Here is a 13013-nt window from a genome sequence, read left to right as displayed (position 1 = left end):
GAGGAGCAAGCACATGCACAGGAATTGGTCCGTCGTGGCCCTGGCCGGCGCGCTGGTGGTGGCCGGGTGCTCCAGCGACCTGCCCGCCGCCACGGGCACCGGCGGCACCTCCGGACCGGCGAAGGCCACCGCGAAGTCGGAGTTCTACGACCAGGCGGAGCTCGCGCGCCAGCTGCGGTTCCGCACCGCGAAGGCGACCGGGCTCGACGGCCAGGACGGCACGGCGGGGCCCTGGGAGCAGGCGCTCGATCCGGAGCTGACCGACACGGCCAAGTACGCCAAGCCCGGTGGCGGCTACCACCTCTGCTTCTCCAACGCCTCGGTGGACAACCCGTGGCGGCAGGTCGGGTTCAAGACCATGCAGCAGGAGGTGAAGCTGCACCCGGAGATCACCAAGTTCACCGTCCTGGACGCCGAGGCCAAGGACGACAAGCAGATCAGCGACATCCAGTCGCTCGCCTCCCAGGGGTGCAGCGCGCTGGTCGTCTCGCCCAACACCACCGCCACGCTCACCCCGGCGGTCGAGGCCGCGTGCGCGACCGGCGTCCCGGTGATCGTGTTCGACCGCGGCGTGAAGACGAGCTGCCCGGTCACGTTCATCCACCCGATCGGCGGGTTCGCCTTCGGTGCCGACGGCGCCGAGTTCCTCAAGGAGAAGGTGGCGCCCGGAGGCAAGGTCCTCGCCCTGCGCATCCTGCCCGGTGTCGACGTGCTGGAGCAGCGCTGGGCCGCGGCCGACGAGGTGTTCGCGGGCAGCCAGGTGAAGGTCGTGGGCGTCGAGTTCACCGACGGCGACGCCGCCAAGACCAAGAGCATCGTCAACGAGTACATCCAGCGCGAGGGCAAGATCGACGGCGTCTGGATGGACGCCGGTGCCACCGCACTGGCCGCGGTCGAGGCGTTCCAGGACGCCGGGGTGGCCATCCCGCCGTTCGTGGGCGAGGACCAGCAGGACTTCCTGCGCATCTGGGCCGACGAGAAGATGACCGCGGTCGCCCCCACCTACCCGACCTACCAGTGGCGCACGCCGGTGATCGCCGCGCTGCGCGTGCTCGGCGGCAAGCAGGTGCCGCGCGAGTGGGTGCTGCCGCAGCCCAAGGTCACCCAGGACACGCTGAAGGACTTCATCAAGCAGGACATGCCGCCGCTGCACTACGCGATGTGCGGCTGCGAGCAGATGCCCGGCTACCCCGCGCCGTGGAAGTGACCCGGTGATGAAGGCGTACGTGGAGCTGGTGCGCGCACCGGCGGCGCTCACCGTGCTGGGGGACACCCTGGTCGGCGCGCGAAAACCGTTGCGCGGCAGGGGACTGCTGCTGCCGCTGGCATCGGTGTCGCTGTACTGGGCGGGCATGGCGCTCAACGACTGGGCCGACCGGGACCTGGACGCGGCCGAACGGCCGGAGCGCCCGATCCCGTCCGGCCGGGTCGCACCGGACGCGGCACTGGCGACGGCGGCGGGCCTGACCGCGCTCGGCGTCGGGCTCGCCGCGGCCGCCGGGCGCAACGCACTGCCGCTCGCCGCCGCCGTGTGGGCCTATGACACCGCGTTGAAGGCCACGCCCGCCGGGCCGTTCGCGATGGCCGCGTGCCGTGCGCTGGACGTCCTGCTGGGCGGCCGGGCCGTGCTGCCCGCGGGCCTGATGGCCGCGCACACCCTGGGCGTCACGGCGTTGTCGCGCGGTGAGGTGCACGGCACGTCGCCCGCCACGGCGAAGGCGGTGCTGGCGGGCACGGTCCTCACCGCCGTCGCCGCGGCCGTGTCGTCCCGGCGCATCTCCGGGATCGCGGGGGCGCTGGGCTACGCGGTCACGGTCGGGCGCGCGCAGTGGAACGTGGTCCAGGACCCGAGCGCGCGGAACGTCCGCACCGCCACGAAGGAAGGCATCCACGGCATGGTGCTGCTGCAGTCCGCGCTCGCCGAGCGCGGTGCCGCACTGCCGGTCGTGCTGCCGCTGGCGCAGGCGCTGAGCAGGAAGGTGAGCCCGACATGACGTTCCACCTGGGCTACGGCACCAACGGTTTCAGCAACCACCGCCTCGGCGACGCGCTCGCCGTGATCGCCGACCTCGGCTACACCGCCGTGGCGCTGACCCTCGACCACCACCACCTCGACCCGTTCGCCGACGACGTCGCCCGGCAGACCGACCGGCTCGCCGCCCGCCTGCACGAGCTGGGCCTGCGGGCCGTGGTGGAGACCGGCGCGCGGTACCTGCTCGACCCGCGTCGCAAGCACCACCCGACCCTGGTCAGCTCCGACCAGGACCGCCGGGTCGACTTCCTGGTGCGCGCCAAGCGGATCGCGGCCGACCTCGGCGCGGACTGCGTGTCGTTCTGGTCGGGCATCGGCTCGCCGGACGACTGGGACCACCTGCGCTCGGGGGTGGCCGCCGTGCTGGAGAACGGCCCGTCCGTCCCCATCGGACTCGAACCGGAACCGGGCATGGTCGTGCAGTGGCTGGAGCAGGCGCTGCGGCTGCGCACCGAGCTCGGCGACCCCGAACAGCTGCGGATCACCCTCGACGTCGGGCACTGCGTCGCCGTCGAGCCGCAGGACGCGGCCGCGTGCATCCGGCAGGCCGGTGAGCTGCTGGTCAACGTGCAGCTCGACGACATGCTGCCGGGCGTGCACGAGCACCTGGAGTTCGGTGACGGGCACCTGGACCTGCCCGCCACCCTCGCCGCGCTGACCGACATCGGGTACACCGGTGTCGCCGCGGTCGAGCTGCCCCGGCACAGCCACGCGGCACCGGACGTGGCGGCACGGGCGCTGCGGGCGTTGCGCGCGGCCCGGTGGCTGGCCGACGCCGAACGGGCGGTGCGGACCGACCCGAACGCGATCGACACCCTGTTCCCGGCCGTGGGCAGAGCGGTCGGAACGGGTGAGGACGCCGCCAGGGTCCGGCTGCTCACCGCGTTCGCCGACGCGACCGGCGACCCGGTCGACGGCCTCACCCGGCTCTACCGGTACGGCACCTCCGCGGAACGGCGCGGCGTCCTGCGCGGCCTCGCCGAGCTGGGCGACCGGGCTCCCGCCGCCGGTGTCGCGCTGGTCGAGGACGCGTTGCGCAGCAACGAGACCGGCCTCGTGGCGGCGGCGCTCGGCCCGTTCGCCACCCGGCACCTGGGCCGGCACGCGTGGCGCCACGGCGTGCTCAAGTGCCTGTTCATGGGCATCCCGCTGACCGCGGTCGACGGCCTGGACCGGCACTCGGACCCGGAGCTGCTGCGCATGGTGGCCGCGTTCGCGGAGGAACGCCGTGCCGCCGGCCGTCCCGTGCCCGCCGACGCCCTCGCCCTGCTCGGAAAGGCTTCGTGATGCGCATCTTCGACCCGCACATCCACATGACGTCCCGCACGACCGACGACTACGAGGCCATGCGCGACGCCGGGGTGGAGGCGCTCGTCGAGCCCGCGTTCTGGCTCGGGCAGCCGCGCACGAGCGTCGGGTCGTTCGTCGACTACTTCGACGCCCTGCTCGGGTGGGAGCGCTTCCGTGCCGCCCAGTTCGGCATCGCCCACCACTGCGCGCTCGCGCTGAACCCCAAGGAGGCCAACGACCCGCGCTGCGCCGAGGTGCTCGACGTGCTGCCGCGCTACCTCGCCAAGGACGGCGTGGTCGCGGTCGGCGAGGTCGGCTACGACTCGATGACGCCCGAGGAGGACGACGCGTTCGCCCGCCAGCTGGAACTGGCGCAGCGGCACGACCTCCCGGTCCTCGTGCACACCCCGCACCGCGACAAGCAGGCCGGTACCCGGCGCACGCTCGACGTCGTCCGCGAGTCCGGGCTGGCACCGGAACGGGTGCTGGTCGACCACCTCAACGAGACCACCGTGCGGATGGTCGCGGACGCGGGCTGCTGGATGGGGTTCTCCGTCTACCCGGACACCAAGATGGACGAGAAGCGGACGGTCGCGCTGCTCACCGAGCACGGCACGGACCGGATGCTGGTCAACTCCGCCGCCGACTGGGGCCGCTCCGACCCGTTGAAGACGTACAAGACCGGGCAGGCCATGCTGGACGCCGGGTTCTCCGCCGACGACGTCGAGAAGGTGTTGTGGCACAACCCGGTCGAGTTCTACGGCCAGAGCGGCCGGCTCGTGCTCGACCCGGTGGCGGCGGGTGCGGTCGACGCGGCCACCGGCAGCTCGGTGCTGCGGGGTGAGCGGTGATCGCCTACTGCACCAACGTCCACCCGGCACCCGACCTGCCCGGCGTCCTCGCCCAGCTCGACCGGCACGCCGTGCGCGTGCGGGAGGCGCTGGGCGCGGACACGCTCCCGCTGGGGCTGTGGCTGCCCGCACCGGTCGCCCACGGCCTCGCCGAGGACGTGTCCGCGCGGCGGGCGTTCGGGGCGGAGCTGGCGGCGCGCGGCCTGACGGTGTCGACGCTGAACGCGTTCCCGTACGGCGACTTCCACGAGGAGGTCGTCAAGCACAAGGTGTACTTCCCTACGTGGACCGATCCGCGACGGCTCGAGTACACGAAGGACTGCGCGACCGTACTGGCCGACCTGCTGCCCGACTCCGCCTCGTACGGCAGCATCTCCACCCTGCCGCTGGCGTGGCGGGAGCCGTGGACGTTGATGGACGACGGCGCCGCGACGGCCGCGCTCGCCGAGCTCACCCGGTTCCTGCGTGAACTGCCCGGCCGGCCGGTCAAGCTCGCCGTCGAGCCGGAACCGGGCTGCGTGCTCGACACCGTCGCCGACGCGGTCGGCTGGCTCGCCGGCCGGGCCGACCCCGAGCTCGTCGGGCTGTGCCTGGACACCTGCCACCTCGCGGTGTCGTTCGCCGACCCGGTGGCGGCGGTCGAGTCGATCCGGCGGGCGGGGCTGTCGATCGTCAAGGTGCAGGCGTCGGCGGCGCTCGAAGTCGCGGAACCCGGCACCGAGGAGGGCAGGCTGGCGGTCGCGGCCTACGGCGAACCCCGGTACCTGCACCAGGTCCGGGAGAACGCGCCGGGCGGCGTGCTGGCCGCGGACGACCTGCCGGAGGCGTTCCACACCCTGCCCGCCGAGCACCCGTGGCGGGTGCACTTCCACGTGCCGCTGCACGCCGTGCCACCCGCACCGCTCACGTCCACCACCGACGTGCTCGTGGCCGCGGTCGCCGCGGTGGACCCCGGTACCCACGTCGAGGTCGAGACCTACACCTGGACGGTGCTGCCGGGGGCGGGCGACCTGGCCGACGGCATCGCGGCGGAGCTGCGGTGGGCGCACCAGCACCTGGCGGCGGGGGTGGCGGCGTGAAACCACTGGTGGTGCTGAACGTCGTCGGCATGACCCCGGCGCTGCTGGCCCACATGCCGAACCTGGCGCGGCTGGGCTGGCAGGCGGAGCTGGGCACGGTGCTGCCGGCCGTGACGTGCAGCGTGCAGGCCACGCTGCTCACCGGCCTCACCCCGGCACGGCACGGGATCGTCGGCAACGGCTGGTACTTCCGCGACCTCGGCGAGGTCCACCTGTGGCGCCAGCACAACCGGCTCGTCGGCGGCGAGAAGCTGTGGGAGACCGCCCGCCGCGCCCACCCCGGTTACACCGCCGCCAACATCTGCTGGTGGTACGCGATGGGCGCGTCCACCGACATCACCGTCACGCCCCGGCCGATCTACCACGCGGACGGCCGCAAGTCGCCGGACTGCTACGTCCGCCCACCCGGCCTGCACGACGAGCTGGTGGGTGCACTGGGGGAGTTCCCGCTGTTCCAGTACTGGGGTCCCACGGCGGCGCTGGCGTCCAGCGAGTGGATCATCGGCGCTGCCAGGAAGGTGTTCACCGAGCAGCGGCCCGACCTGCTGCTGGTCTACGTGCCGCACCTGGACTACGACCTCCAGCGGTTCGGCCCGTCGTCCCCGCAGGCGGTGAAGGCGGCGGCGGACGTGGACCGCGCGCTGGCGCCGTTGCTGGCCGATGTCGCGGACGCCACCGTGGTCGCGTTGTCGGAGTACGGCATCACGGACGCGCGCCGGCCGGTGGACGTCAACCGCGCACTGCGCGCCGCCGGTCTGCTGGAGGTCCACACGCAGGCCGGGATGGAGTACCTGGACCCGTGGACGTCCCGGGCGTTCGCGGTGGCCGACCACCAGGTCGCGCACGTGTACGTCGCCGACCCGGCCGACGTGCCGCGCACCAGGGCGGTGCTCGCCGAACTGCCCGGCGTCGACGTGCTGTACGACCGCGAGGGGCAGGCGGCCGTCGGACTGGACCACGAACGGTCCGGTGAGCTGGTCGCGGTCGCCGAGCCGGACGCGTGGTTCACCTACTACTACTGGACCGACGACAACCGTGCGCCGGACTTCGCCCGTGGCGTGGACATCCACCGCAAGCCCGGCTACGACCCGGCGGAACTCTTCTTCGACCCGGCCGACCCGCTCGCGAAGGCCAGGGCGGGGCTCAACCTGGCCCGCAAGAAGCTCGGCCTGCGGTACGCGATGAACGTCGTGCCGCTGGACCCGTCGTGCGTGCGCGGCACGCACGGCAGATCGCCCGACCGCGCGGCCGACGGCCCGGTGCTGCTCTGCTCGGACCCGGCGGTGCCGCCGTCGGTCGAGCGCACCGGGCGCGTCGCCGCGACCGAAGTACGGAACCTGTTGCTAGCGCTGCAGGGCATGCCCGCAGAGGAGTTCAGCCGATGACCAGACCGCTCACGTCACGCCCCACCCGGCGGGAAAGCCACCTGACGGCGGTCCCCGCGGTGCGCCAGGACCACACCGTGGCCGTCGGCAAGGAACCCACGGCCGCCACCCGCCGCCTGCTGCGGCTCATGGGCACCGGCGCCACCGACCGGGCGATCGCCCGCGAGCTCGACGTCAGCCTGCGCACCCTGCACCGGCGGATCGCGCGGCTGCAGTCGTTGCTCGGCGTGCAGTCCCGGTTCCAGCTCGGCGTGCTCGCCGCGGAGCTGGAGTGGCTCGTGGTGTCCCCGCCTCGGCAGGCCGTGGGCGAGTGAGAACGGGCCCGCCGGCCGCTGTGGGACGCGGCAGCGGCAGGCGGGCCTCCCTCCTGCTCGCCACGCAGATGCCGGAGAGGTGCGGAGCGAGGGGGTCAGCGGCGGTTGGCCACCGCCTCCTGCAGCAACGCCAGGGCCTGCTTCGCCACCACGTTGAACATGCCCATCGTCGTGTCACGCGTGCCGAGCACGACCAGCAACGTGTCGGCGTCGACGCCGAACACCCCGGCCTGACCGGAGTCGCCCTCGAAGAACACCGCCCGCGGGCTGCCGACACCGGCCTGCGCGGTGAACTGGTTCGCGAGACCCGCCGCCGCCGCGGCCATCGCCGCCACGCCGTCGTCCTGGACGCCGCGGGTGACGGCGCACAGCACCAGGCCGTCCCTGGTGGCGACCAGCACACCGTTGATCGCGACGGAGTCGATCGACCCGTGGACCTCCGCCAGCGCCTCGGTCATGACCTTCGCGTCGGTGCCCGGCAGGGGAGTGGTGACCGGGCCGTGGCTCGGTGTCGTCGCTCCGCGCCGGCGCGTCGGCAGGGCTTCCGGGGACGACGACGGGTGGATGAACATCTCGTTCACACCGTGAGGTCGGCTTCGATGGCCCTCAGGCTGTGCCTGGCGAGGGCCAGGTTGGCCCGCTCCCGGTCCAGCACGAGGTACAGGAAGAGCATCGACGAGCCCCGCTTGCCCGGGGAGAGCAGCCGGATCAGGTGGTACTGGCGCTGCAGGGTGATCAGGATGTCCTCGATCTCGTCGTTCAGCTTGAGCGCCGAGATGACCCGCTGCTTGGACCGCACGACCTCGGTGTTCCCGGCCGCCGCCACCTCCAGGTCGAGCCAGTCGCCACCGCCGATCGACCCCAGCGACATCCCGCTGTCGTAGTCGACGAGCGCGGCCCCCACCGCGCCGGTGATGGTCATGGCTTCTTTCAGCGCGGTATCGATGTTCATCCCGGCGATTTCCCCTCGTGCGCGAACGGTCACACGCGGCGACATCTCCCGTGGGCCGCGTGGTGGATCACCTTACGTCGCAGCGAGTCGCCCGGCCATGGCCGTTTGGAGCAACGTGTGGACGGTCCGTGCTCCTATGAGGACCGCGCCCAGGACGGCCCCGATCGTCGTCTGATCCCAAACGTTCTGCGGGAACGGTGCTAAACGTCCTGTGTGGACTTTAGCTGCCGAACGGGGTGTGGCGGTGTTCTGTCATCCCCCTGCCGCCGTCTTGACGCTCGTCCGAAACCGCTGCTCTCATGGGCCGATGAGACCTTGGAAAGCGCTTACCACATTACGCCTGTTGACCTCCGTCCTCCTCGTGGCCGGGCTGCTGACCGCGGGCACGACCGCCGCGCAGGCGTCCACCGCCGGGTTCCGGGGCGTCAACTGGGCCGACCAGCGCGACAACTTCGTCAACGGCGTGCTCTACCCCTCGGGGCTCAGCGCCTCGGACACCTACTCCTCGGCCGCCACCGTCGCCGACCGCGTCGTCGGCGGGCTCTACGCCGTCACCGGCGCGAACACCGTGCGGTTGCCGGTGAACGAGCCGACGGTGTCGACCTACTGGGGCACCTACACCGGTGCGATCGACACGGCGCTCACCAAGGGCAACGTGATCCTCGCGTACTGGGCGCACACCGGTGGCCGGCCGCAGAACCAGGCGGCGTTCCAGCAGATGTGGGACCGGGTGGTCGCCAAGTACGGCTCGCACCCCAACGCCTACTTCGAGGTCATCAACGAACCGCACGGGTACAGCACGGGCGACCTCAACAACATGTACAACGACTGGCTGAACAGGTACTCGTCCGTCCCGCGCGGCCGGGTCGTCCTCGACGGCGCCGGCCTCGCCCAGAACGTCCCCGCGGTCGGCGGCGACAGCCGGCTCAACGGCACCCTGCTCGCCGTGCACGACTACTCGTTCTTCGCCGGCTTCGAGAGCGAGACCGAGTGGGCCGACCACATCGGCAGCTACATCGGCGCCTACGCGAGCCGCACCATCGCCACCGAGTGGGGCGGCGCGATGGGCCCCGGCACCAAGAACGGCGTGTACTTCGACGCGGTTGACTACAGCGTCCCCAGCGGTTCCTACATGGCCGACTACGTCCGCGGTGTCGCCGCGAAGCTGCGCAGCCTCGGCATGGGCAGCGTCTACTGGCCCGGTCTGCGCGACGGCGACTGGTACAGCATGACCACCCGCAGCGGCACCGGCCAGAACACCGCGCTGACGCTGACGAACCCGTCCGGCCTCCAGCAGCTGCGGCACTCCTGGGGCCTCGGCGACAACGGCTCCACCACCGTCGAGATCCGCAACGTCGCGACCGGCTGGTACGTCGACGGCCTCGGCCGCAGCACCGACGCCGCGGCCGGTCAGGGCACCGGCGGCACCAGCGCCAGCCAGCGCTGGGTGGTCGAGAACACCGGTTCGTTCGTGCGCTTCCGCAACACCGTGACCGGCCTGTACCTCGACGGCGCCGGCCGCACCGGCAACGGTTCCGACACCGGCCAGCGCGCGAGCAGCACCGCCACGAGCCAGCAGTGGACCGTGGTGACCGGCAAGGCCAGGGGCAACGACGTCCGCATCCGCAACCGCGCCACGGGGCTCTACCTCGACGGCATGGGACGCACGGCGACGGCGGCGAACCTCGGCCAGTGGGCCGACAGCAACAGCACGAACCAGCAGTGGCGGATCCTCCCGGCGGGCTGAGCCGGTCACCGCGGAATTCGCCTCGGGCCGATTCCTTGACGCTGGGGAAGGTGGCGTGGTCACCTTTCCCACGTGTATCGAAGCGCTTCGATTTCGGATTCGGCGCTGTGGTTTCGCACGCCGACAGCGGTGTGGGAGGAAGCCCTGCCGCTGGGCACGGGCCGGCTGGGCGCTATGGCGTTCGGCGGTGTGCGCACGGAGCTGTTCCAGCTGAACGACGACCGGTTGTGGACCGGTGGGCCGGTCGCCGCGGTGGCGGGTGATCCGGCGGTGGTGGAACGGGCCCGGCGGCTCGCGCTGGCGGGGGATGCCGTCGGGGCGGAGGAACTGCTCAAGGCGGTGCAGGGCCCGGACACGGCCCGGTACCTGCCGCTCGCGGACCTGCGGTTGGAGCTGCGGGTCGGGGACGCTGCCGTGGAGGACGCGGCGGCGGAGGGGTACGAGCGGCGGCTGGACCTCGCGACCGGGGTCTACTCGGTGCGCTGCCGGGCCGGTGGCGCCGGGGTGGTGCGGGAGGCGGTGTGCCACCCCGGGTTGCACGTGCTGGCGTGGCGGGTGCGGGTGGACCGGCCGGTCGAGGTCGGGGTACGGCTCGACAGCGCGCTGGCCGCGGAGGAGTTCGCGGACGAGGACGTGGTGGGGCTCGCCGGTGCGGTGGGCATGGCCTACGCCGCCGCAGTCCTCGCCGACCGGACCGACCACGCTGACCGGACCGACCGCGCTGACCGGACCGACCGCGCTGACCGGACCGACCACGACGGCCCGCACACCGTCACCGTCTACGTGGCCACCGAAGCCGGCCACCGCGGCCCCGCCACCGACCCCGAACGCGACCCCGCCGTGTGCGCCCGGCTCGCCACCGACCGCGTGCGGCGGGCCCGTGCGCTCGGCTGGTCCCGGTTGCGCGAGGAAGCCGTTGCCGCGCACCGGGAGCTGTTCGACCGGGCCGACCTCGACCTCGGGCCTGCGCCGGACCTGCCCACCGACGAACGGATCGCGGCGCCCGACCCCGCGCTGGCCGCGCTGCTGTTCCGGTTCGGCCGGTACCTGCTGATCACGAGCTCACGGCCGGGCACGCTGCCCGCCAACCTCCAGGGCGTCTGGAACCCGCACGTCGACCCGCCGTGGCGCGGCAACTACACGCTCAACATCAACCTGCAGATGAACCACTGGCCCGCCGAGGTCACCGGTCTGCCCGAGTGCCACGAGCCGTTGCTGGAGTTCGTCGAAAGGCTTGCCGCCCGGGGCGAACAGGTCGCACGTGAGCTGTACGGCCTGCCCGGCTGGACGGCGCACCACAACAGCGACCCGTGGTGCCCCGCCACGCCGGTCGGTGCGGGCACGGGGGACCCGGCGTGGGCGAACTGGCCGTTGGCCGGGGCGTGGCTCGCGCTGCACCTGTGGGAGCACTACGAGTTCGGCGGGGACAAGGGTTGGTTGCGCGAGCGGGCGTGGCCGGTGGTGCGCGGGGCCGCCGAGTTCTGCGCCGGCTGGCTCGTCGAGCACGACGGCGGGCTCACCACCGCGCCGTCGACATCGCCGGAGAACCACTACCTCGACAGCGCCGGCCGTCCGGTCGCGGTGGGTGTCGGGTCCACAATGGACCTCACACTCATCGCTGAGCTCCTCGCCCGCCTCGTCGACGCCGCCGAGGTGCTCGGAGTCGAGGACGAGATCGTGCGACGGTCGAGGGAGCTCCTGCCGCGGCTGCCTTCCCCGCCGATCGGCAGCCGCGGGCAGCTGCTGGAGTGGGCCACCGAGCTGCCGGACGCCGAACCGGGTCACCGGCACGTGTCGCACCTCGTCGGCCTGTACCCCGGCAACCGGATCGACCCGCACCGCACACCGGAGCTCGCGGCGGCGGCACGAGAGGCGTTGCTGGAACGCGGTGACGCGGGCACGGGGTGGTCGCTCGCCTGGAAGACGGCGCTGTGGGCCCGGCTCGGCGACGGTGACCGCGCCGGGGAGCTGCTGGCGCTCTTCCTCACCGACGTCACCGCGGAGGGCGCGCACGGCGGTGGTGTCTACCGCAACCTGTTCTGCGCCCACCCGCCGTTCCAGATCGACGGCAACCTCGGCATCACGGCCGCGATCGCCGAGATGCTGCTGCAGAGCCACACCGGCGAGCTGCGCGTGCTGCCCGCACTGCCACCGGCCTGGCGGCGCGGCTCGGTGCGCGGGCTGCGGGCCCGCGGCGGGCTCACCGTCGACATCGGCTGGGACGACGGGGAGCTGACCGGCGTGGTCGTGCGCGGTGGTGAGGCGCGGACGGTCGCGGTGCGGTACCGCGACCGCCTCTTCCACCTGGACGTGACCTGATCACACCACCGTGCAGGCGAACCCGTTGAGGCTGAACGCACGCGGCGCGGTGTTGGTGCTGCCACCGCTGGCGGTGAACCCGGCCGGCACCGTCCCGCCGCGCGGGATCGCCTGGTTGTAGGACACGGCGGTCGCGGACACGTCGGCGCCCGTCTGCCGGTGCGTCGCGTTCCACATCTCCGTCACCGTCTGGCCGTTGGCGAACTTCCACCGCAACGTCCAGCCGGTGACGTCGGTCGTGCCGGTGTTGCGGATGGTGACGTCGGTGCGGAACCCGCCGGGCCACGAGTTCGTGACGCGGTACTCGACCGAGCAGCCGGTCACCGGCTGCGGCGCGGCCGGCGTGGTCGTGGCCGGTGACGGGACGACCGGGGCCGGGGCCGGCGGCGGGACCGGGGTGCTCGGCCGGACGCACGGCGGCCCCCACCGGCCGAGGCCCTTCGCCGACGCGGACGCCTCGGCCTCGCGCAGCACGCGGTCGTCGCCCGCCTCGCTGCGCACCATGCCGAGCTCGACGGCCAGCACCGCGTAGTCCGTGCCGTCGGCCAGCCGCAGCGACCCGGTCGACGTCGACTCGACCGGCTTCTCCAGCAGCACCGTCCGCGCGAACGCCGTGGCGGCGTCCGACCAGCACGCGTCGGGCTCGGCCAGGCCCTCGACCTCGACCTGCTCGCCGTCGGAGAGCTGCACGGTCCGCACGTCCAGGACCCGTTGCACGGTCGTGGTCAGCGCCTCCTTGCGCGGCGGCTCGATGGTGGGGACCTCGGCCTGCACCGGCTGGGCCGGTGGTGCCGGCGGCTCGTCGTCGCCGCAGGCGCTCGCCGCGCCGGCGACCAGGACGGCCACGACCAACAGCGATGCGACGGGTCTTGTCCTGACGGCGCCCAGTAGTTTTCTCATCGTCCCTCTGCGGCAAGGAGCCGTCGGCGCTCGTACCACAACCGGTTCGGCCGAACGGCTGATCTCGTCACGGCAGGCGACGTCGCACGTCCAAGGCGCGGAAGAACTTTCACGTAATTGGAATGCGCGTTGTCGTTCGACGCA

Annotated in this window: 12 protein-coding genes; 9 read left to right on the top strand and 3 right to left on the bottom strand. The window is 72.7% G+C overall.

The window, feature by feature from the left end:
• Nucleotides 1-13 precede the first annotated feature (13 nt).
• The 7 genes from ACZ7CD_RS18665 to ACZ7CD_RS18635 are packed head-to-tail and all read left to right on the top strand — an operon-like array spanning nucleotide 14 to nucleotide 6951.
• Nucleotides 14-1207 (top strand): substrate-binding domain-containing protein, encoded by a 1194-nt coding sequence (locus ACZ7CD_RS18665; RefSeq protein WP_470379346.1) that lies wholly within the window; start codon nucleotides 14-16, stop codon nucleotides 1205-1207.
• Nucleotides 1208-1214: 7 nt separating this feature from the next.
• On the top strand, nucleotides 1215-1994 hold the full coding sequence (locus ACZ7CD_RS18660) for an SCO3242 family prenyltransferase (protein WP_470379345.1): 780 nt from the start codon (nucleotides 1215-1217) through the stop codon (nucleotides 1992-1994).
• Nucleotides 1991-3319: an EboA domain-containing protein gene (locus ACZ7CD_RS18655; RefSeq protein WP_458431754.1), complete on the top strand. Its 1329-nt coding sequence runs from the start codon at nucleotides 1991-1993 to the stop codon at nucleotides 3317-3319. The genes ACZ7CD_RS18660 and ACZ7CD_RS18655 overlap by 4 nt, the downstream gene beginning before the upstream one ends.
• Complete coding sequence (locus tag ACZ7CD_RS18650) at nucleotides 3319-4173, top strand: TatD family hydrolase (protein ID WP_470379344.1); 855 nt, start codon at nucleotides 3319-3321, stop codon at nucleotides 4171-4173. The genes ACZ7CD_RS18655 and ACZ7CD_RS18650 overlap by 1 nt, the downstream gene beginning before the upstream one ends.
• Nucleotides 4170-5252: a metabolite traffic protein EboE gene (gene eboE / locus ACZ7CD_RS18645; protein ID WP_470370405.1), complete on the top strand. Its 1083-nt coding sequence runs from the start codon at nucleotides 4170-4172 to the stop codon at nucleotides 5250-5252. The genes ACZ7CD_RS18650 and eboE overlap by 4 nt, the downstream gene beginning before the upstream one ends.
• A complete protein-coding gene (locus ACZ7CD_RS18640) occupies nucleotides 5249-6637 on the top strand; it encodes an alkaline phosphatase family protein (RefSeq protein WP_470379343.1) in 1389 nt (462 codons plus the stop codon). The genes eboE and ACZ7CD_RS18640 overlap by 4 nt, the downstream gene beginning before the upstream one ends.
• Complete coding sequence (locus ACZ7CD_RS18635) at nucleotides 6634-6951, top strand: helix-turn-helix domain-containing protein (RefSeq protein WP_360389539.1); 318 nt, start codon at nucleotides 6634-6636, stop codon at nucleotides 6949-6951. Before ACZ7CD_RS18640 ends, ACZ7CD_RS18635 begins: the two co-directional genes overlap by 4 nt.
• Nucleotides 6952-7046: 95 nt before the next feature.
• On the opposite strand, the gene ACZ7CD_RS18630 is transcribed toward ACZ7CD_RS18635, so the two are convergent.
• Nucleotides 7047-7523 (bottom strand): roadblock/LC7 domain-containing protein, encoded by a 477-nt coding sequence (locus ACZ7CD_RS18630; protein ID WP_470370613.1) that lies wholly within the window; start codon nucleotides 7521-7523, stop codon nucleotides 7047-7049.
• A gap of 5 nt (nucleotides 7524-7528) precedes the next feature.
• Nucleotides 7529-7903 (bottom strand): hypothetical protein, encoded by a 375-nt coding sequence (locus tag ACZ7CD_RS18625; RefSeq protein ID WP_360389536.1) that lies wholly within the window; start codon nucleotides 7901-7903, stop codon nucleotides 7529-7531.
• Nucleotides 7904-8246: 343 nt separating this feature from the next.
• Here ACZ7CD_RS18625 and ACZ7CD_RS18620 point away from each other — a divergent pair, with 343 nt between their 5' ends.
• Nucleotides 8247-9650, top strand: a complete 1404-nt coding sequence (locus ACZ7CD_RS18620) for an RICIN domain-containing protein (protein WP_470379342.1) — start codon at nucleotides 8247-8249, stop codon at nucleotides 9648-9650.
• 72 nt (nucleotides 9651-9722) lie between these two features.
• A complete protein-coding gene (locus ACZ7CD_RS18615; RefSeq protein WP_470379341.1) occupies nucleotides 9723-11969 on the top strand; it encodes a glycosyl hydrolase family 95 catalytic domain-containing protein in 2247 nt (748 codons plus the stop codon).
• On the opposite strand, the gene ACZ7CD_RS18610 is transcribed toward ACZ7CD_RS18615, so the two are convergent.
• Nucleotides 11970-12815 carry a cellulose binding domain-containing protein gene (locus ACZ7CD_RS18610; protein WP_470379340.1) on the bottom strand — a complete coding sequence of 282 codons (846 nt, stop codon included), beginning with the start codon at nucleotides 12813-12815 and terminating at the stop codon, nucleotides 11970-11972.
• Nucleotides 12816-13013: the final 198 nt, after the last annotated feature.

The organism is Lentzea sp. NPDC036949, from assembly GCF_055608075.1.
Note: the sequence above shows the minus strand (reverse complement) of the source record. Positions and strands in the feature narration are given on the sequence as shown.

What these genes read in the sequence shown, in the direction of transcription:
- ACZ7CD_RS18665 (WP_470379346.1), top strand. Translation starts at nt 14, where the DNA reads ATGCACAGGAATTGGTCCGTCGTGGCCCTGGCCGGCGCGCTGGTGGTG.
- ACZ7CD_RS18660 (WP_470379345.1), top strand. Translation starts at nt 1,215, where the DNA reads ATGAAGGCGTACGTGGAGCTGGTGCGCGCACCGGCGGCGCTCACCGTG.
- ACZ7CD_RS18655 (WP_458431754.1), top strand. Translation starts at nt 1,991, where the DNA reads ATGACGTTCCACCTGGGCTACGGCACCAACGGTTTCAGCAACCACCGC.
- ACZ7CD_RS18650 (WP_470379344.1), top strand. Translation starts at nt 3,319, where the DNA reads ATGCGCATCTTCGACCCGCACATCCACATGACGTCCCGCACGACCGAC.
- ACZ7CD_RS18635 (WP_360389539.1), top strand. Translation starts at nt 6,634, where the DNA reads ATGACCAGACCGCTCACGTCACGCCCCACCCGGCGGGAAAGCCACCTG.
- ACZ7CD_RS18630 (WP_470370613.1), bottom strand. Translation starts at nt 7,523, where the DNA reads ATGTTCATCCACCCGTCGTCGTCCCCGGAAGCCCTGCCGACGCGCCGG.
- ACZ7CD_RS18625 (WP_360389536.1), bottom strand. Translation starts at nt 7,903, where the DNA reads ATGAACATCGATACCGCGCTGAAAGAAGCCATGACCATCACCGGCGCG.